The organism is Paenibacillus sp. XY044, assembly GCF_002257645.1.
GTDB lineage: Bacteria > Bacillota > Bacilli > Paenibacillales > Paenibacillaceae > Paenibacillus_AQ.
The window spans coordinates 255,192-275,633 of record NZ_NQMO01000008.1; the positions used below are offsets into that span (position 1 = coordinate 255,192).

Sequence of the window (20,442 nt, forward strand, 5' to 3'; positions counted from 1 at the left end):
ATGCCTTTTTTGTCGTTACCCTGCCTGCTCTGGAACACAAGGAACTTTGTCTCGCTGTCTGCTGTCTATACCAAGAAAAACGATACGCCGAGAATGACGTAAACGACAAGCAGCAGCAGACCTTCATACCAGTTCGTTTTACCATCCTGGATGATGGATTTGGCGATAAATACCGACACGCCGATCGCGAGCAGCTCAATGGTCGTAAACACCAGGTCCATCGTGGTGGGCCCGAAGAAATAACTGACCAAAATGAGCACAGGAGCGACGAACAAGGCGATCTGCAGGCTGCTGCCTACGGCGATTTCAACCGCTGCGCCGATCTTGTTCTTCATGGCCAGCATGACGGCCGCACTGTGCTCCGCCGCGTTGCCGATAATGGCCACGAGGAATGCACCTACAAACAGCTCACTAAGCCCGAATCGCGTCGTGAAGGTCTCCAGCGTATCTACCAGCCATTCACTCACGAAAGCTACCATAACGGTCGCCAGAAGGAGATACAGGACCGATTTCCCTTTGGACCATTCAGGCTCGCGTTCATGCGGCAGTTCTTCGTCCTCATCGTCGGTGACATCCGCCAAATATTTCTTGTGCGTAATCATCGAGAAGACAAGCCAAGCGAGGTAAGCCACGATCAGGATACAAGCCACAATCAGGCTCAGCAGCTGGGTATCGCTCCCGGTAATAGAATGACTGCGCAGAAATACCGCAGGCACAATCAAAGCGATCACCGCAACCAGCATCAGCGAGCCGTTCATTCCGGCCAGCGATACGTTAAAGCTCTGAACTTTAAACTTCAGTCCTCCGGCAAAAATGCTGAGTCCCAGGACCAGAAGCAAGTTCCCGATCACCGAACCGGTCAAACTGGCTTTGACCATGTCGAACAGGCCTTCCTTGACCAGAAAGATTGCGATAATCAGCTCCGCCGCGTTACCGAAGGTGGCGTTCAAAAAGCCGCCAAGACGCTGCCCGGCATAATGCGATACGCTCTCCGTCGCTTTGCCCAAAAATCCGGCGACAAAGACGACGGATATCGCGGACAGAATGAACTGCAGCGTTGCATCCCAGCCTGCGAAATGTCCCACAGCACTAAGAATAAAGAAGGCGATAAGCAGGATGGGGCTGATCCATTTTTTCAATTTTTGACACCTCTTGCCATATGTAAGTTCGATTCTTATTCAATATACCCAAATTGCATATCGTTGTAAACAAATCGGCGGGGCCCGGAATTTGCTTTTTGGGCCTGTTAGGATTTACAATAACGGATAATGGATGTAAAGGAGGATGGAGCATGTCGGAACAACTCCAACTAGAGAATGGAACCATACGGATTGCAGATGATGTCGTAGCGAAAATCGCCGGATTGGCAGCACTTGAAACACCAGGGATCGCAGCCATGTCGGGTGGTTTGTCGGAAGGATGGGCCAAGCGCCTGAGCGGAAAAAACGTGCAGAAGGGTGTCACGGTGGAGGTTGGGCAGCTTGAAGCGGCCATCGACCTGCGGATCATCGTGCTGTATGAAACCCCGATTCACGAAGTATCCCGCATGCTTCAACAAAACGTGCGCGAAGCCGTCGAAAGCATGACCGGTCTGCGTGTGGTCGAAGTTAACGTAAAAGTGGAAGGCGTCGCCTTCAAGGATGACATGATCGAAGAGGTGCCAATGCGCACCAAATAAAGCCGCATGACTAGAAGAAAAAAAGACTAGTGGACGTAAACGTCCTCTAGTCTTTTTTAGTACCCTCGAAGGGTCAGTTAAAGCGGCGTGTCTGATTGCGGGTGGAGACGGCGACCGACGGTTTCTTGACGGTTACCGACTTCACCTGCTCATGCTTCGCTGGAAGGCTGCTGATCCGCGAGATGCTGAGCATGATGCCCATGCTGGCCATCATAATCAGAAGGGAAGTGCCGCCGTAACTGATAAACGGCAGGGTTACCCCGGTAAGCGGAATCGTCTGGGTGACGCCCCCGATATTGATGAACGCCTGGATGGCGATCAAGCCCATGATTCCGATGCCGACAAGCGTTCCGAACGGGTCGGGGCACCTCAGCGCGATAATAATGCCGCGCCAGATGAAGTAGATATAGACGATCAGGAAGATCGACGTTCCGATAAACCCGAACTCTTCGCCGATGACGGAGAAGATGAAGTCGTTATAGGGGTTGGGCAAATAATGAAGCTTCTGAACGCTTTTACCGAAGCCGGCTCCGGTCATTTGCCCTTCACCGATGGCAGTCAGCGACTGCAGCAGATTGTAGCCCTCCCCCTGCGGATCCTTGAACGGGTCCAAGAAGGCGTTAATCCGGCCGAGCTTATAGTTGCTCGATTGTACCGTCTGATCCCCGCTATGGGATACCGACTTGATCAGGGCGTTGGCTCCGAGCACGAGGCTCGCACCCAGGATCAGCAGCAGGGCTGACCCTATCATATGCTTGAGGCTCGCGCCGCCGGCATAGATGATCAGGGCGCTCGTGGCCACCAGAATGAGGCAGGAGCCGAGGTCCGGCTGCATCATGATGAGCCCGGCGACAAAGCCGACGATGACCATAACCGGGATATAGCCTGTCCGCAGGTCGCGGAAGCGCTCCCCTTTTTTACTGATCAAAGCAGATAGGTACAGAATGATCGCGATCTTCGCGATTTCCGTCGGCTGGATGCCGAGAGATCCGACGCCGAACCAGCTTCGGGCGCCGTTTCTGACTGATCCGACCAGAAGAACCAGCACTAGCATGATGACTGTCACGATAAACAGCGGGGCAAACAGCTTTTTGTACTTGGTGTAAGGAATGTTCATCGCGACGAACATTGCGATCGTGCCCAGCGCGGCCCACATGAACTGTCTTTTCGTAAAATACAGCGAGTCATAGTGAAAATCCTTGCTAGCGATGGCCAAGCTCGAACTGGCGCTGAATACCATGACCAGCCCAAAACCAACCAACAGCAAGGTGAGGATGAGCAGTTGGAAATCCGGCGTCCCTCTCTTGGATTGTTGGGGTTTTTCTTCTCTCATAAGAGACCTGCTTAGGCTTCCAGAGCGGCTTTAAACTGCTGGAGCTTCTTGGTTGCAATCCCTAAGATGGACGACGGAACCGGAGATTCGTATTCCAGCCCGTGAGGGAAGGTTGCCTTGCCCATATACACGGCTTCAATTTGCAGCACAGTGTCCGGCTTTTCCAGCTTTCCTTCTACCGCACGCGTGTTGATCCGTACGAAGTATTCCGATTTGGTGTTATTATCTTCGATTTTATAGTCATATGTAGCGCGATAGTATTCCCACTGCCAACGGACAAAGCCTACTTTATCGGCTACTTCGTCCATAAATGCCAAGTCGGCTTTGATGCCGTCGAGTCCTGTATTTTCAAAAATCATGGTTACTAAATCCTCCTCTATTGGTTGCCTGTAAAGTTCTTTACTCATGATATTATGTTTTAAACACTTGTGCAAGCCTTGGCAATATTGGGGCGATACCCCATCCGAGGCGTTTCTGCTACAATAGAAAAAAGGGTTCAACCACCGCGATGTGGGATGACATATCAGCAACTTAACTTCCATTCTATGGCGAGAGGACGGATACATATGAGAGAAGAGGCATTGCTGAGCAAGCTGGAGCCGCAAATGGTGGAGTGGAGGCGGTATCTGCACCGGCATCCGGAGCTGTCTTACCATGAGGAGCAGACGTCCGCGTTCGTGGCTGACAGGCTGCGGGAGCTGGGGATCGACGTGCGGACGCGGTTCGGCGGCGGATATGGAGTGGTCGGCGTATTAAAAGGAAGCAAGCCGGGGAAGACGGTCGTTCTGCGGGCGGACATGGACGCGCTTCCGATTCAGGATGAAAAGTCGTGTGACTATTCTTCCGAAGTGCCTGGTGTCATGCATGCTTGCGGTCACGACGGTCATACGTCGATCCTGCTGGCAGTTGCTTCGTATTTCAGCGCCCGGAAGGAGGATCTGCCCGGAGAGATCCGGTTCGTATTCCAGCCGGCTGAGGAGGTATGCCCGGGCGGTGCCAAGGGGATGATTGAGGCGGGCGTTCTGGATGGGGCCGACGTGGTATATGGCGTGCACTTATGGACGCCGTTCCCGGCAGGAACCGCGGCCAGCACACCGGGGCCGATGATGGCCGCGGCGGATGAGTTCTTTATCGATATCATCGGCAAGGGCGGTCACGGGGGCATGCCGCATGTGACGGTGGACAGCGTAGTGGCCGGATCGGCGCTGGTCATGCAGCTGCAGAGCATCGTCAGCCGCTCGGTGAACCCACTACGGCCGGCGGTCGTTACGATCGGAACGATCCAGGGGGGAAGCGCGCAGAACGTCATCGCCGAATCGTGCCGGATTACCGGAACCGTACGGACGTTTGACGACGAGACGCGCCAATATATCCGCGGACGGATCGAAGAAATGACCCGGCTTACGGCGCAGACGTACGGAGCCGAGTCGAAAATTCAATATTTGATGGGGTACCCGCCGCTTGTGAACGATGAGGCGGAGACGGAGAGATTTTTCTCCGAAGCGCCGAAGGTGTTCGGTGACTCCAAGGTGCAGCGCTGCGAGAAGATTATGCCTGCCGAGGATTTCGCTTATTATTTGCAGGAAATTCCCGGGTGCTTTATGTTCGTGGGAGCAGGTAATGAAGAGCTTCAGGCCGTCTATCCGCATCATCACCCAAGGTTTGACTTTGACGAGTCGGCCATGCTGAGCGCAGCCAAGCTGCTGGTGACGATGACTCAATCGTATCAGGACTGGGAATAGGCAGGCTTGATAGGATGAGTCTCCCGATTCATCGGCCGGAAGGTTTAGTTGCACGAATGTTTTGGCGGACGGTGGGAAAAACTTGAAATGGCAGAGGAAAAGTTCATTTCCGCTCTAGGAGATGAACTTTTTCATATGTTTGCAGCCTGGAAGAAGAACTCGAACAGAAAGAAGGGGATTTGATGAGCGATACAAAAGCGTGCATCGTGCAGCGGGACCGGACCATCCTGCTGGAATGCGGACACCCGGGGTTTGAGGAAGCCCGCGGGAAGCTGGCCCATTTTGCAGAGCTGGTCAAGAGTCCTTCTGCGTTTCATACGTACCGGATTACTCCGTTATCGCTGTGGAATGCCGCCTCGTTGGGATGGACCGCCGGAGAGATCGTCGACGCGCTGGCGTCGGTCTCCAGATGGGAGGTTCCCTCCTCGCTGACCCGGGACATCCGCAGCCTGGTGGGCAGATACGGGAAGCTCCGGATCGAGGCCGGGAAGGCGGAAGCCGGGAAGCTCAGCCTGACCTCCTCCGATCCGCAGCTGCTGGATGAAGTGCTGGCGATACCCGCCGTTCAGGCCAGCGGGCTGCGGCGCGTGACTCCGGGCCAGGCGGAGCTTGATGCCCTGCGCCGCGGACGGATCAAGCAGGAGCTGACGCGGCTGGGATATCCCATCCTGGACTTGGCCGGCTACCATGAGGGGCAGCCGCTGCAGATCGGCTGGAGAACGCAGGGCGGCTCTTTTGCACTCAGGGACTACCAGCAGGCGGCGGCAGACGCTTTTGAAGGGGTGGCCGGCAGCGGGGGCAGCGGGGTGCTGGTTCTCCCCTGCGGCGCCGGGAAAACCGTCATCGGGCTCGGCGTGCTGGAAAAGCATGAGTGCGAGTGTCTGATTCTGACTTCGAATGCAACCTCCGTCGGGCAGTGGATTGCGGAGCTGACGGACAAGACGACGCTGGATTCTTCCCAGATCGGGGAGTATACGGGGCAAAAGAAGGAGGTGCGCCCGGTCACGGTTGCCACCTATCAAATCCTGACGCATCGCCGGTCCAAAGAGGATGAGTTTGAGCATATGCGCCTGTTTAACGAGCGCAACTGGGGACTCATCATTTATGATGAGGTGCATCTGCTGCCGGCTCCGGTGTTCCGGGCGACGGCCGATATCCAGGCGACCCGCCGCCTCGGGCTGACCGCTACGCTGGTGCGGGAGGACGGCTGCGAGCAGGATGTTTTTTCGCTGATCGGTCCGAAGCGCTACGAAATGCCCTGGAAAGAGCTAGAGTCGATGGGGTGGATTGCGCGCGTCGAATGCACCGAGGTCCGGGTGGCGATGGCGTCCGAACTGCGCGAAGCCTACGCATACGCGGAAGGGAAGGAGAAATTCCGGATCGCCGCCGAAAATCCCGGCAAGCTGGAGGTCGTCCGAAGGCTGCTGGACAAGCATCCGGAAGAGAGCGTCCTCATTATTGGCCAATATATTGATCAGCTGAAGCAACTATCCGAGTCGCTGGGCGTTCCGCTGATTTCGGGGCGAATGGCGCACAAGGACAGGGGAAGGCTCTATGAGTCTTTTAGACGGGGAGAAACAAGAGTGCTGGCCGTTTCCAAGGTAGCCAACTTCGCCGTCGACCTGCCGGACGCTTCCGTGGCAATTGAAATTTCGGGCAGTTTCGGATCCAGGCAGGAGGAGGCCCAGCGTTTGGGGCGGATTTTGCGGCCTAAAGCCGGAAACAACCGGGCGTATTTTTACGCCTTGGTGTCCCAGGATAGCAAAGAAGAGGAGTTTGCCATCCGGCGCCAACTTTTCCTGGTCGAACAGGGTTACGAATATTCCGTGCGGTATGATTCGGATCCCGGGCTGTTTAGCCGTGAGTCCGGTCATGAGTTAACTTCCCGCCCGGACGGGGACCGGGCCATTCCAGCCAAAAAGGAGGCTTCATCCTGATCATGAGTACAGAAATGAACGAAGACCTGCCGCAGGAGTCAGCCTTCCGGTCTATCCTGCGGACATTGGCTCCGGAGGATGCCGAGCTGCTTAGGCGGCTGATCGTCCGGTTTGCCGGCCAGCCGTTCAGTGATGACGTCCGGACCGCGGTGACGAGCAGCAGCCGAAGCGGTGCGGAGCTCCAGCTGTCTTTTATCCGTTTGAGAAGAGCAGGCCTCATCCAAGCGGTGAAAAAAGCTTGGGGAGAAAAACTCTACTATATTCCACTGGAAAGTCTGGGCCTGCTGTACCGTCAGTTCTTTACACCCGAAGCGGAAGCCGTTCCGGATTCGAATGTGCTTATGATTAGCGAAGCCAAGCCGGGCCTCGCCCTGGACCTGCTGCATGCGCTTGCGGCTGCCGCCGAGCACGGGCTTCCTCTTACGGCGAAAGGAACGGTCCATAAAAAAAATACGCAGAAGCTGCTGGAGGCTGTGCACCTGAAAGATTCCGACCTCGCAGCACTCCAGCTCCAGTACGCGCATGCCGAAACCTATTCGATTGCGGCTGCTGTGCTGCTCGACTTGATGCTGTGCCTCGGCCTTGCGGTGAAAGAGAGCCAGGGCATTCTCCTCGAAGAGGATAGGCTCGGCGAGTGGCTGAGCCTGTCTGAGCGGGAGATGAACGGGGTGCTGCTCCCGGCGGCATTGGAGCGATACGGCCTGAACAGCCCGGCGCTGCAGCATTTCCGGCACCTTCTTTGCCATCCTTCCTTCCAACAAGGCGTTTGGTACGACATGGCGGACATGCTGGATTGGATGGAGCGGGAAGACATGCTCACCCGACCCGCTTCGGAAACCGGCGCCCGGGCATGGATGACAGCGATGGCGGGATTTGGCTGGGGCGAAGCCGGTGAGGACGGCAGCGGGCGCTGCTGTTTCCGGTGGACCGTGGATCCGGCCACCGTGCTGGTTTCGGGCGGAGAAGATCCCGAGGAGGTGGAAGACGGGCGCTTCTATGTTCAGCCGGATTTTGACGTGATCGTCCCGCCGGATGTGTCGTACCGCATCCGATGGAAGCTGCTGGCCTGCTCGGAACGGGTGCAGAGCGAAAGGATGTCGGTATATCGTTTGACCCGCGGCAGCACGGCCCGTGCGGTGGAGAACGGCATGGGTGTGGCCGAAATGACGGAGCTGCTGGACACATTCTCAAGCGGCGGCGTTCCGGAGAACGTTAGGCTCGCTTTGGAGCAATGGGGCCGGGAAATCGGCCGGACCCGTTTTGAGGAAGCCATGCTGCTGTCGTGTTCGGCCGAAGAGGATGGGGATCGGATCGAAGCGCATCCGAAGCTGAAATCCCATTTGCAGCGCATTGGACCGAAGCATTTTCTCATGAACCGGGACGCGGTAGCGGAAGTCCGGAAAATATTGGAGTCGTCAGGCCTCTCACCCTTAAAGGCCGTCGCCGGATCCGGCGGGGCGGTTTCCGCATATCCGCTGATCCATCATTCCGCTTCGGACCGCGCGGAACATCGGCGCCATGAAGAAAGGTTACGCCAAACCGAGATAAACGCTGCCGGCGGTCTGGTGTACAGCGGCCGGAATATCTATTATTTCGAGCCGGATCCGGATATTCCGGAGCCGGAGTCCTTGTTCCCCGGATATGGGCAGGTCCCGAAGATGTGGACCCAGGACTTCCGGAATTACCACGGTACGACGTCACAGCACATTATGGAGCAGGCGGTAGAATGGCAAACCAGAGTGCTGATTTCCCGCGATGGAAACCGTTTGGAATTCATACCGCGGGCGGTTCGGAACCACCCCTGGGCCGTGGAAGGAACCCTCATGAATTCGGAACGGGACGGTGTTGAAGAGACCCTACTCTCGCCGGGGGATTGGGAGCAAATCCGGCTGATTGTGCCTTCTTTCACCTGATGATCGCAGCAGGAAGTGCATTCAAACCTCTTCTTATGGGCCAAAGGTTATGATATGATAAAAGAGTCTACTCCAGTTTGGAGGGAACATTCTTATAGAATTGGGATGAAGTTCATGAGCGTATCAGAGATCAACACGGTCGACATGGCAGCCGTACTGATGAACGCCTATGAATTAGGCGATTTGATCAATCAGTCGGTTGAGGTGTCCGATTATTTATATTGGAAGCAGCAGGTTAACAATAATCCGGCCATACAGGAGCTTGTCCGGCTTCTGGCGAAGAAGAAGGACCTCTTTGAAGAGACCCAGCGTTTCGGCCATTTTCATCCGAACTACCACAGTGCGAAGGATGAGGTCAAGGGCGTGGAGAACCAGCTGGAACAGTTCGAGGAAGTGAGACGCTTCAAGCTGGCCGAGCAGAATCTGGATGACATGCTGCACCAAATGTCAGAAATGATCGCTTTTTCCGTTTCGGAAACGATCAAGGTACCGAGCAACGATCCGCATCCGAGGGGTTGCGGCGGCGGGGGTAAATGCTCCTGCGGCGGATAAAAATATAGAAGGCTCAAGTATAAGTGAGGTGGGAAAATGATGTTTGCAGAGCGGACGGGGTATATCATTTGGGTAAGCGATATTAAGGCAGCGCGGAATTTGGAGAAGTACGGGACCGTTCACTATATATCTCGCCGGATGCACTATGTCGTCATGTATGTGAATGCGGACCGGGCCGAGGAAGTAGCCAAAAATATCCGGCGCCTTTCCTATGTGCGTAAAATTGAACGCTCCTACCGAAACGAGATCAAAACGGAATATTCGAGCGACGTACCGGATAAGACCAGATTTTATGGCTTGTAGTAGGAGGTTCATCTGCCTGTCATAAGTTTTAATCCCACCTGGAAGGTCATCGTATAGTCAGGAAGCAGCCGGATTTGGCTGCTTCTTTTTTTAGATCAGAGGATACGGCATCAGTGCCGACGGAGCTTGTAAATCCGCCAGAAAAAACCGGCTGGCATAGGACGTTGTGAGGCAGATGCGTCGATTATCCTTTATATATATGAAAATATGCCGGGAATACGTAGTTTGGAGCTTGTGAAGAACGTGGTAATGATGTAATATAATAGGCATAAATACATAGATACAAAGTCCTATGTAGTGGAGAGTGATAGTCCATGCGCGACAAAGGAATGGAAAGATGGAGCACCTATGAACCTTTTTTTGTGACCTTAGGGGATAAGCGGGTGGCCGACATCGTCATTACCCATCATGCGAAGACAAGGTACAACGACCGGATTCATAGTGATATCCATAGTATTGATGATATAGCCGCATGGATGTGGGAGTGCCTGAAGCAGGGCCGGATCGCTCCCTACTACCGGAATGAGAAGGACGTTTACCTGATTGACGAGGATCTTGTCGTCGTCGCGGAATTTGCGGAAATCGAAGGGGAAACCGACATCAGCGGAAATCCGCTGCACAAGATGATTATCGTGACGTTCCTGGGCAAGATGTCGGAGACGATTGAGCTGAGGGACTTGAAGTCCTATTATTCATGGCTGCGCCATTCACGGAGAATGACGTTGATTAAAAATACTCGCAAGCGGAAATAACCGCGTTTTGTAAGCGTGAGCATGGATTCCCTCTCCGGGAAGCCATGCTCATTTTTGTTGAATCATGTTCCGGCTGCAACAGACTTATCCCGCAGCGGAAATGTTGCTCCGCGTTGGTGGTTCACGGCCGAATCGGATACAATATAAGAACGACGAGGGGGAGAGCATGCCATGAATTTTCACCAGCTCCACATTTTTTATACCGTGGCGGATCGCGGGAGCTTCTCGGCGGCGGCCAGCGCTCTGCATATGACCCAGCCGGCCGTTACGATGCAAATTCAGTCCCTGGAGGAATATTTCGGGACACGCCTGCTGATCCGCTCCACCAAGAAGATCGAGCTGACCGAAGCGGGAATCACCCTTTTGCCGTATGCGGCAAAAAGCATCGCCCTGGTCAAGGAAACGGACAATGCGATGGCATCGCATACCCATATGCTGCAGGACCGGCTTCAGCTCGGTTCCAGCCTCACGATCGGTGAATACTTCCTGCCGCGGCTGCTCGGACCGTTTGGGCAGCAGTATCCGCACATCAGCATCATGATGAAAGTGATGAACACCACGCAGATCATCGAAGAGATTACGAAGCATCAGCTGAATTTCGGTCTGATCGAGGCGACGATCCATCATCCGGATATGGTCATTGATCCTGTCATGCAGGACGAGCTGAAGCTGATCGTGCCCATCGGCCATCCGCTGGCGGAACGGGATTCGGTCGAGCTGGAGGAAGTGCTTGCCTATCCGTTCGTGCTACGGGAAAAAGGTTCGGGCACGCGCCAGGTCATGGAAAGCGTTCTGATCCATAAGGGGATCGATCCACAAACCCTGCAGACCGCGATGGAGCTGGGGAGCACGGGGGCGGTGAAATCCGCCGTCGAGGCCGGATTCGGCATCACGATGCTGTCGCCGGCTTCGGTCAAGCATGAAACCGCATTGAATTTGGTTAGAATCATTCCGATCCGGGACGCCGAATTTAAGCGGCAGTTTTATGCCATTCATTTGAAGTCCACCCTGCTCCCGCTGTCTGCCGTGACCTTTCTGAACTTTCTCAAACAGCAGCAGGAACGGCAGGAGGGATAAGGTTAGCCAGCCAGTTATAAAGAATAAGCTGCTGCGAAGAACGCTGAACCAATTAGAGGAGGAATGGACATGTCCAAAGATCAGAATAGCTGCGACCTGCATACGCATACGACGGCTTCCGACGGTATGCAGCCGCCGGCGGAGAACGTTCGAATTGCTCATGAGAAGGGACTCGCGGCCGTGGCGATAACCGACCATGATACCGTGGGGGGCATTCCGGAAGCATTGGAAGCCGGGCAGCGGCTCGGCATTACGGTCGTTCCCGGCGTTGAGATCAGCACGCGTGCCGGCGGCAAAGATATTCATGTACTAGGATATTATATCGACATTACGAATGATCCGTTTTTGAACCATCTGGCCGAGCTGAGACAAACCCGGGAACGGCGCAACGATCAGATGATCACCAAGCTGCAGGAGCTTGGAATTTCCATTACGCTTGAGGAAGTCATTGCCGGGCTGGGGCGCGAACTGAAGCCGGATGAGAGCATCGGGCGGCCGCATATGGCCGACGTATTGGTCAAGAAGGGATATGCCTCGGACATGCGGGACGCCTTTAACCGCTATTTGGGCGAGGATGCGCCTGCCTATGTATCTGTTCCGCGGATTACGCCGGCGGATGCCTGCGCATGGGTCCGGGAAGCCGGCGGGACGCCGGTGCTGGCCCATCCGGGGATCTACGGTGATGATGCGCTGGTGGAGCGGATTTTGCAGGAAGCGAAACCTGCCGGAATCGAAGTATACCATTCCGATCACGGCCCGGCCGACGAGGAACGGTACCAGAAGATGGCTAGGCAGCATGGGCTGATCGTCACGGCGGGATCCGATTTTCACGGGGAACGGCAGGGCGTCATATTCCATGGGGATATCGGCAGCCGTACGATCCCGGTTACCGTATTGGAACAGCTCCGGCAAGGAACAAAATAAAACAGGCTGGCCGCTGATCCAGGCTACATTTATTGATTAAAGCTGCAATCCACATGTAGACTTCAATCGAATGGTTCGAAAGAGATCCAAGTCTTGATCATTCCCATCCTTTTTTTGAAAAATTGGAAGATTGGGCTTGCGCCGTGCTTTCTGGCCGTGCTACAATGTTGAACCAAGCAACAAGCATAAATTAATCAGGCGATGACCAAAGACATGATTTCGATCCAGGACTGCCCAGAGAGAGAGGTGAGTGGTGCAAGCTTCTCCTGACACCGGTTCAGAAATTACCCCTTTGCAGCCGTCCCTTCGAACCTGCGGCCCCAAGTCTCGGCAGTAGAAGGAACCGGTTAATCCCCGATAGCGGATTCTTAATAAGGGCTTTGCAGATGTACGTGTTCGGATCGAACCGTCGGATGCAGGTCGAATTAGGGTGGAACCACGAGCTGAACGCACTCGTCCCTTGGGATGAGATGCGTTTTTTTGCGTTCACCAAGTAGACCGAAATTGACGGAGGGAAGAACATGAACAAGGAAATACAAGTCAAGCTGCCGGACGGCTCGGTAAGAGCATTCGAGCAAGGCGTCCGGTTGGAGAGAATCGCCGAAGCGATCAGCAGCAGCCTCGGGAAAAATGCCGCAGCAGGTAAAATCGACGGGATCCTGGTGGATCTCAGTACGCCGGTCGAACAGGACTGCAGCATTGAAATCGTGACGGTGGACAGTCCGGAGGGGATCGAGGTGTACCGGCACAGCACGGCGCATCTATTGGCGCAGGCCGTGAAGCGTTTATTCGGAGCATCATCCGTCAAGCTGGGGATCGGCCCGGTTATCGAGGACGGCTTTTATTACGATATGGACCTTCCAAGCCCGCTGACGAGCGATGATTTGTCCCGGATCGAACGGGAAATGAAGCGGATCGCGGAGGAGGATCTGCCGATTCGGCGGAAGGCGGTCAGCCGGAAGGAAGCGCTGGATCTGTTCGCGCAGCTGCAGGAGCCGCTAAAGCTCGAGCTTATTCGGGACCTGCCCGAAGATGCCGAAATTTCGATTTACGAGCAGGGAGAGTTTGTGGACTTGTGCAGAGGGCCGCATCTTCCTTCCACGGGGAAAATCAAGGCGTTCAAGCTGCTGAGCGTGGCCGGAGCCTATTGGCGCGGAAACTCGGACAACAAAATGCTGCAGCGGATTTACGGCACCGCCTTCCCCAAGAAGGCGCAGCTTGACGAGCATCTTCACATGCTCGAGGAAGCGAAGAAGCGCGACCATCGCAAGCTGGGCAAGGAACAGGGACTGTTCATGTTCTCGGAGGAAGCGCCGGGCATGCCGTTTTACCTTCCTAAAGGCATGATCATCCGGAACGAGCTGGAGAAGCTGGAGCGCGAGCTGCATGCCACAAGAGGATATGAAGAGGTGCGCACCCCGCTTATGATGAACAAGCGGATGTGGGAGGAATCCGGGCACTGGGATCACTACAAGGACAACATGTACTTTACCCAGGTGGACGAGACGGAATATGCGCTGAAGCCGATGAACTGCCCAGGACATATGCTGATTTTCAAAAGCGACCTTCGCTCATACCGCGAGCTTCCGATCCGGCTGGCCGAGTTCGGACAAGTTCACCGCCACGAGTATTCGGGAGCGCTGAGCGGCATGATGCGCGTGCGGACGTTTTGCCAGGATGACGCTCACCTGTTTGTCAGACCTGACCAAATCGAGGAGGAAATCGCCGGCGTCATCGATCTGATCGACCACATGTACGCCATATTCGGCTTCTCGTACCGGATTGAACTGTCGACGCGGCCGGAGGATTCCATGGGCTCGGATGAGCTGTGGGAGCAGGCGGAGCAGTCGCTGCGCAGCGTGCTGGAACGGCGTGGGATCGAATACCGCCTGAACGAGGGGGACGGAGCTTTCTACGGACCGAAAATCGATTTTCATATTCTCGATGCCCTGAAGCGCAGCTGGCAGTGCGGGACGATCCAGCTCGATTTTCAAATGCCGGAGAAGTTCGGTCTCAGCTATGTCGGTGAATACAACCAGAAGCATCGCCCGGTCGTCATTCATCGCGCCGTATACGGCTCCATCGACCGTTTTATCGGCATTATAACGGAGCACTACTCGGGAGCTTTTCCGTTGTGGCTGGCGTCGGTCCAGGCCAAGGTCGTCCCGGTTTCCGAAAACGATCTGGATTATGCTTATCAGGTTAAGCAGTCCCTTGCGAAAGCGGGCATTCGGGTTGAGGTCAGTGCCAAAAACGAGAAGCTGGGCTATAAAATCCGCGAAGCCGAGCTGGAAAAAGTACCGTACGTGCTCGTCGTCGGCAAGAGCGAGCAGGAGGCGGGTGCAGCCGCAGTCCGCAAGCGTGGCGAAGGGGATCTGGGCATGCAGCAGCTGCCGGACATCATCGAGCGCTTAAACCGGGAAATCCGGGATAAATATACAGGAAAATAAGGCAGGCTGACAGCAAAAAGAAGGCTGTATCCCACCCGTTCATAAGAACGGAGGATACAGCTTTTTTTATTGAATAGACGCTCTATTTAATGACGCTAGGAAGCGACTTGATCAGTTCCGCGTCGGGCGTAACGATTAGGGTCCGCTGGTGATCATAAATGACAAAGCCCGGTTTGGCGCCGTTCGGTTTGTGCACGTGACGGATCAGGGTACAGTCGACCGGTACGCTGCTGGATTCCTTAGCCTGGCTGAAGTAAGCGGCCAGTTGGGCGGCTTCCTCCAGGGTCTGGTCCCCGAACTGGCTGCTGCGAATGACGACGTGGGAACCGGGAATATCTTTAGTGTGCAGCCACGTATCGCTTCCGCTGGCCAATTTGTTGGTCACGTACTCGTTTTGCAGGTTGTTTTTGCCGACGTAAATCTCGACGCCCTCAGACGATGTGAACACATGGAGTGTCGGACGGTCGTTTTTCTTCTTCTTGCGCGTTTTTTTGCTGCGGTCGCGGAGATATCCCTGCTGAACAAGCTCCTCGCGGATTTCATCGATATCGTTCAGGGATGCATGGGCAAGCTGCTGAAGCAGATCGTCCATGTAGCGGATTTCTTCTTGCGTTTTGGCTAGCTGCTCATCGATGACGGCCAGACTGTTTTTGTACTTATTATATTTCTTGAAATACCGCTGGGCGTTATCGCTAGGGCCAAGCAGAGGGTCCAGTGGAATCGCCACGTCCTTCTGGTCTTCGTCGTAGAAGTTGGTCAGGACCGCCTCTTTGTCCCCTTTCGCAATCGTATGCAGGGAGGCAAACAGCAGCTCGCCGTAAATCCGGTACTGGTCTGCATCGGCTGCTTCCTCCAGGTCGGCGTGCAGGTGGTCCAGCTTTTTAATGTTTTTGGCGCGTTCATTGTGCAGGAAACGAAGCAGATCGCTCGTCTTTTGCTTGACGGTGTCGCGCTCGGCTTTTTCGCCGTAATAATCCTCCATGCAGGTGCTGATGGATTCATAGCGCTTGACCTCTTCCTGGATCATCGTCAGATCGATGGCGGAGAACACCATTTTTCCTTTGGCATTCGCGCCTGACATCGGTTGGAACGCCTGCTGCCTGACATTGTCCATCAGTCCGGAAAAGGCGGACCACAATGCGATGCGCCGTGCTTCACCAAGATCGGGTTCTCCTTCCGAGTGAGCCTGCAGGCCGGCTCGATGGACGATTTCCTGCGCAACCAGCGGGCTCACGCCGCTGAACGTATCCACGATCCACGAAATCGGTTCGGCATCCGCCGACTCCGTATATTTCTTCGCGAATTGCTCACTTGAAACCTCAAGGGGATTGAGCTTGTGCTGCTGCGGAGGCTCCGTATAGGAAAAGCCCGGCATGACGACCCGGTAGCTGCTGATGCTCGGAGTGACATGATGGATGCCGTCCAGCATGGTCCCGCTCGCCGGGTCTGACAAAATAATGTTGCTGTGCCGGCCCATCAGTTCGATAATGAGCTGCTTCGAGGAAACGTCCCCCAGCTCATCCCGCTGCCTGACCGCGATATAAATGATCCGCTCCATCCCCACCTGCCGGATGTCTTCGATAATGCCCCCTTCGCAGTGCTTGCGCATCAGCATGCAGAACATGGGCGCCTCCTGCGGATTCAGAAAGCTGCGCTCGGTGAAGTGCGCCCGCGGATACGTCGGATTGGCCGACAGCAGCAGCTTGGCGTTGCCCTCCCGGGTTCGAAGATGAAAGAGCAGGTCGTGATCATTGGGCTGGTATATTTTACTGATGCGGGCGCCCTGAAGGCTCTGCAGCTCATGGACAAGGGCCCGCGTTACGATTCCGTCTAATGCCATAGTGTATCTCCCATCTTTACGCTGTACTTGGTTACGATTGCCTCCATTCTATGATGCCATAGTTTGGCCAAAAACTTAAGAGGCCGGGCTTGTGATATTTTAGGCCCTGTCCGAATACATTTACGATAGAGCAGGTGGAAAAGCTGTTGAATACCCGCAGCGCATAAAGACCGGGAGGGAAAGGGAAGCTATGGAACAAAAAAAATGGCATCAGATGAACGTGGACGAACTGCAGCAAGTCCTTGGCGTTCACCCGCATCAGGGTCTTTCGGAAGAAGAGGCGGAGGAAAGACGGAAGAAGAACGGATGGAACGAGCTTTCGGAAGGAAAGCGTATTTCTCCTTTGGTGTTATTTTTGAACCAATTTAAAGATTTCATGGTGCTGGTGCTGATGGGGGCGACGCTGGTCTCGGGCCTCCTCGGCGAATACCTGGACGCCATCACCATTATCGCCATCATTCTGCTGAACGGAGTCCTCGGCTTCATTCAGGAGTTCAAGGCGGAACGCTCCCTGCGCGCGCTGAAGCAGCTGTCCGCTCCAGGAGCGAAGGTCATTCGGGGAGGCAAGGTAGTTCAATTGCCGGCCAAAATGCTCGTCCCCGGGGACGTCGTCCAGCTGGAAAGCGGAGACCGGGTGCCTGCGGATGTCCGATGGCTGGAAACGAGCAGCTGTTACATTGAAGAATCCGCGCTGACCGGGGAATCGGTGCCGGTAGGCAAGCATGCACAGGCTATTCAAGAAGCGGACGTGCCCCTAGGCGACCAGAAGAACACGGGTTTCATGGGGACCATGATGACGCGGGGAACCGCCAAAGGCATCGTCGTCCGCACCGGAATGGAAACGGAAATGGGCAAAATCGCCGATCTGATCCAAAATACGGACTCGCAGGAAACGCCGCTGCAGCACCGCCTTGAACAGCTTGGCAAAATGCTCATTTTACTGTCGTTGGCACTTACGGTTATGGTCGTCGTTGCCGGAATTTTGCATGGACAGCCTGCCGTCGGCATGTTCCTGGCCGGTGTGAGCCTGGCAGTAGCGGCCATCCCTGAAGGACTGCCTGCGATCGTCACCGTCGCGCTGGCGCTCGGTGTGCAGCGGATGATCAAGCGGAAGGCGATTGTACGCAAACTGCCGTCGGTCGAAACGCTGGGCTGCGCTTCCGTCATCTGCTCCGACAAAACCGGAACGCTGACACAGAACAAAATGACCGTAACCCGCGTATGGGTCGGGGGGAGAAGCCTGGAGGTCACCGGGGACGGATACGCGCCGACCGGACAAATCCTCGAGGAGAAGAAGCCGGTCGACTTGAAGAACGATCAGGGGCTGCGCAGGCTGCTCCAGATCAGCGCGTTGTGCAACAATGCGGAAATTTACGAGACGAACGCTCCGGATTCCCGCGGCAAGCGCAAAGGCAAGGAGGAGCCCCAGGGCCCGGTGTGGGAGCTGAAGGGAGATCCGACCGAAGGGGCGCTTATCACCCTCGCTTCCAAGATGGGGATGACGACGCAGTCCTTGTCGGCGCTATACCAGCGGGATAAGGAATTCCCGTTTGATTCCGAGCGCAAGCTGATGTCGGTCGTGGTGAACCACCAGGGCGGCAAAATACTGTGCACCAAGGGTGCGCCCGACGTGCTGTTGAACCAGTGCACTTATATTATGTGGGAAGGCAATGTGGTTCCATTTACTGGCACGCTCCGGCAGAAGGTGCTTGCCGCCAACGAGGAGATGGCCACCTCCGCGCTTCGCGTGCTGGGGACGGCATACCGCGACCTGCGTCCGCATGATTCCATGGACAGTGAAGCGGACGCCGAGAGCCAGCTCGTCTTCGTCGGTCTGGCCGGCATGATCGATCCGCCTCGCCGCGAAGTGCGTGATGCGATCAGCACCTGCCGCCGCGCGGGCATCAAGACGGTGATGATCACCGGCGACCACGGTACGACCGCCGAGGCGATCGCCCAGCAGCTCGGCATTATGCCGCGCGGAGGCGTGGCCATGACCGGCCAGGAGCTGTCGCGGATCGACGACCAGGAGCTCGATACGAAGGTGGACAACGTGTACGTGTACTCGCGCGTGTCGCCTGAGCATAAGCTCCGGATCGTCAAATCGCTGCAGCGCAAAGGCCATGTCGTCGCCATGACCGGCGACGGCGTCAACGATGCGCCGGCCATCAAGGCGTCCGATATCGGTATAGCCATGGGCATTACCGGCACCGACGTCACCAAGGAAGCATCGGCGCTCGTCCTCAGCGACGACAACTTCTCGACGATCGTAGCGGCGATCGAGGAAGGCCGGAGCATCTATGAAAATATCCGCAAATTCATCCGGTACTTGCTTGCCTCCAATGTCGGCGAAATTTTGACGATGTTCTTTGCGATGATGCTCGCCCTGCCGCTTCCGCTGCTGCCGATCCAGATTCTGTGGGTCAACCTCGTGACCGACGGTCTGCCGGCGATGGCTCTGGGCGTGGATCAGCCGGAGAAAGATCTCATGGAGCACAAGCCGCGCGGCGCCAAGGAAAATATATTCGCCCGCCGACTGGGATGGAAGATTATCAGCCGCGGCTTCTTGATCGGCTTGTGCACGCTCGGCGCGTTCTGGCTCACCCTGCGCGTGGATCCGCACAATGCCGCCCAGATCACCAAAGCCCAATCCGTGGCATTCGCCACGCTCGTCTTGGCCCAGCTTATTCACGTATTCGACTGCCGAAGCTCCCGTTCGATTTTCCACCGCAATCCGTTGCAAAACAAGTACCTGGTGCTGGCGGTGCTGTCCTCGGTTATCCTCATGCTCGGCGTCATGTACATCGAGCCGATGCAGCCGATCTTCAAAACTATGCCGCTCGGTTTCCGCGAATGGTGTATTGCGATCGTCGGCGCCGGCGTGCCGACCTTCCTGATGGGCATCGGCAGCGTATGGGGCGGAAGACGCAACAAGCGGCGGGGAAGCGGCCGCCTCGTGGCGAAAAGTACAAACATTTCTGCATAAAGTCAATAGAACGCCCCGGTCTTTTGCGGTATGCTAGTGGACAGTAAAAGCTAGCATATCAAAGGAGTGGCACCATCCATGGAATTTACGAAAATGCACGGACTCGGGAACGATTTTATCGTCATTTACGGCGAGAAGGCTCTGCCGGACAACGCGGCAGAGCTCGCCTTGAAATGGTGCGACCGCTATTTCGGCATCGGGGCGGACGGACTGGTATATATTTTGCCGTCGGAGAAGGCGGATTTCCGCATGCGGATTATCAACTCGGACGGCTCGGAAGCGGAGCAGTGCGGCAACGCGATTCGCTGCGTAGCAAAATACGTGTTTGACCATGGCTATGTCAGCCGGGAGCAAATTACGATCGAAACGCTTGGAGCCGGCGTGCAGCCGGTAACGATCCATGTGGAAAACGGCCTGGCCGCCACCGTTACGGTGGATATGGGCGAGCCCGTGCTTGACGGATTGAGCGTACCGACGACGATGGATGCGAACCCGGTTGTGGACGCACCGATCGAGGCTGACGGCCGGCAGTTCCAGTTTACGGCGGTATCGATGGGCAACCCGCACTGCGTCATCTATGTGGACGATGCGGTGAGCTTTGACCTTGCCACCTGGGGACCGAAGCTGGAAGTGCATCCGGTATTCCCGAAAAAGGTGAACGTCGAATTCGCGACCGTGAAGGACCGCGGAACCGTGGACATGCGCGTCTGGGAGCGCGGCGCCGGTCCGACGCTGGCATGCGGAACCGGGGCCTGCGCGACGCTGGTGTCCTCCGTGCTGAACGGTTTGACCGACCGGGCGGCGTCGATCCGGCTGAAGGGCGGAGACCTGTTCATTGAGTGGAGCGAGGAAGATAACCATGTATATATGACTGGCCCGGCGGCTGTCGTGTATACGGGAAGCATCCAGGGCGTCTAATCGCCAGGATTTGAAAAACTTGCGTTTACACCGCAAT

16 protein-coding genes are annotated in these 20,442 nt (G+C 55.7%); 12 read left to right on the plus strand and 4 right to left on the minus strand.

Annotation, left to right across the window (positions count from 1 at the left end; genetic code table 11):
- Nucleotides 1–65 precede the first annotated feature (65 nt).
- Entirely contained in the window at nt 66–1,139 is a 1,074-nt protein-coding gene (gene cax, locus CJP46_RS27655; protein ID WP_094598848.1) for a calcium/proton exchanger, read from the minus strand.
- A 152-nt stretch (nt 1,140–1,291) separates the two neighbouring features.
- Between cax and CJP46_RS27660 the strand changes: the two genes are divergently transcribed.
- Entirely contained in the window at nt 1,292–1,678 is a 387-nt protein-coding gene (locus CJP46_RS27660; RefSeq protein ID WP_094598849.1) for an Asp23/Gls24 family envelope stress response protein, read from the plus strand.
- A 73-nt stretch (nt 1,679–1,751) separates the two neighbouring features.
- Here the strand turns inward: CJP46_RS27660 and ftsW are convergent, their stop codons facing one another.
- Nucleotides 1,752–3,011: a putative lipid II flippase FtsW gene (ftsW, locus tag CJP46_RS27665; protein WP_094598850.1), complete on the minus strand. Its 1,260-nt coding sequence runs from the start codon at nt 3,009–3,011 to the stop codon at nt 1,752–1,754.
- Between the two features lie 11 nt (nt 3,012–3,022).
- Nucleotides 3,023–3,370: a YugN family protein gene (locus tag CJP46_RS27670; RefSeq protein ID WP_094598851.1), complete on the minus strand. Its 348-nt coding sequence runs from the start codon at nt 3,368–3,370 to the stop codon at nt 3,023–3,025.
- A gap of 207 nt (nt 3,371–3,577) precedes the next feature.
- Here CJP46_RS27670 and CJP46_RS27675 point away from each other — a divergent pair, with 207 nt between their 5' ends.
- The 9 genes from CJP46_RS27675 (at nt 3,578) to thrS (ending at nt 14,661) form a co-directional block, all read left to right on the plus strand.
- Nucleotides 3,578–4,753, plus strand: a complete 1,176-nt coding sequence (locus CJP46_RS27675) for a M20 family metallopeptidase (RefSeq protein ID WP_094598852.1) — start codon at nt 3,578–3,580, stop codon at nt 4,751–4,753.
- Nucleotides 4,754–4,935: 182 nt separating this feature from the next.
- Nucleotides 4,936–6,690 carry a DNA repair helicase XPB gene (locus tag CJP46_RS27680; protein ID WP_094598853.1) on the plus strand — a complete coding sequence of 585 codons (1,755 nt, stop codon included), beginning with the start codon at nt 4,936–4,938 and terminating at the stop codon, nt 6,688–6,690.
- Nucleotides 6,691–6,692: 2 nt separating this feature from the next.
- A complete protein-coding gene (locus tag CJP46_RS27685; RefSeq protein WP_094598854.1) occupies nt 6,693–8,603 on the plus strand; it encodes a helicase-associated domain-containing protein in 1,911 nt (636 codons plus the stop codon).
- A gap of 114 nt (nt 8,604–8,717) precedes the next feature.
- Nucleotides 8,718–9,155, plus strand: a complete 438-nt coding sequence (locus tag CJP46_RS27690) for a YlbF/YmcA family competence regulator (RefSeq protein ID WP_094598955.1) — start codon at nt 8,718–8,720, stop codon at nt 9,153–9,155.
- A 39-nt stretch (nt 9,156–9,194) separates the two neighbouring features.
- Nucleotides 9,195–9,458 carry a YlbG family protein gene (locus CJP46_RS27695; RefSeq protein WP_094598855.1) on the plus strand — a complete coding sequence of 88 codons (264 nt, stop codon included), beginning with the start codon at nt 9,195–9,197 and terminating at the stop codon, nt 9,456–9,458.
- Nucleotides 9,459–9,772: 314 nt separating this feature from the next.
- Nucleotides 9,773–10,210 carry a hypothetical protein gene (locus tag CJP46_RS27700; protein ID WP_076169925.1) on the plus strand — a complete coding sequence of 146 codons (438 nt, stop codon included), beginning with the start codon at nt 9,773–9,775 and terminating at the stop codon, nt 10,208–10,210.
- Between the two features lie 171 nt (nt 10,211–10,381).
- A complete protein-coding gene (locus tag CJP46_RS27705; protein ID WP_094598856.1) occupies nt 10,382–11,287 on the plus strand; it encodes a selenium metabolism-associated LysR family transcriptional regulator in 906 nt (301 codons plus the stop codon).
- 63 nt (nt 11,288–11,350) lie between these two features.
- Complete coding sequence (locus tag CJP46_RS27710) at nt 11,351–12,211, plus strand: PHP domain-containing protein (protein ID WP_373558042.1); 861 nt, start codon at nt 11,351–11,353, stop codon at nt 12,209–12,211.
- Nucleotides 12,212–12,732: 521 nt separating this feature from the next.
- Nucleotides 12,733–14,661, plus strand: a complete 1,929-nt coding sequence (gene thrS / locus CJP46_RS27715; RefSeq protein WP_094598858.1) for a threonine--tRNA ligase — start codon at nt 12,733–12,735, stop codon at nt 14,659–14,661.
- 82 nt (nt 14,662–14,743) lie between these two features.
- Here thrS and CJP46_RS27720 read toward each other — a convergent pair whose 3' ends face one another.
- Nucleotides 14,744–16,501, minus strand: coding sequence for an Rqc2 family fibronectin-binding protein (locus CJP46_RS27720; RefSeq protein WP_094598859.1), 1,758 nt, complete (start codon nt 16,499–16,501; stop codon nt 14,744–14,746).
- A gap of 190 nt (nt 16,502–16,691) precedes the next feature.
- Here CJP46_RS27720 and CJP46_RS27725 point away from each other — a divergent pair, with 190 nt between their 5' ends.
- Complete coding sequence (locus CJP46_RS27725) at nt 16,692–19,487, plus strand: calcium-translocating P-type ATPase, SERCA-type (RefSeq protein WP_094598860.1); 2,796 nt, start codon at nt 16,692–16,694, stop codon at nt 19,485–19,487.
- A gap of 78 nt (nt 19,488–19,565) precedes the next feature.
- The gene (gene dapF, locus CJP46_RS27730; protein WP_094598861.1) at nt 19,566–20,405 is read left to right on the plus strand and encodes a diaminopimelate epimerase; all 840 of its coding nucleotides are present in this window, start codon (nt 19,566–19,568) and stop codon (nt 20,403–20,405) included.
- The last annotated feature ends 37 nt before the right edge of the window (nt 20,406–20,442 follow it).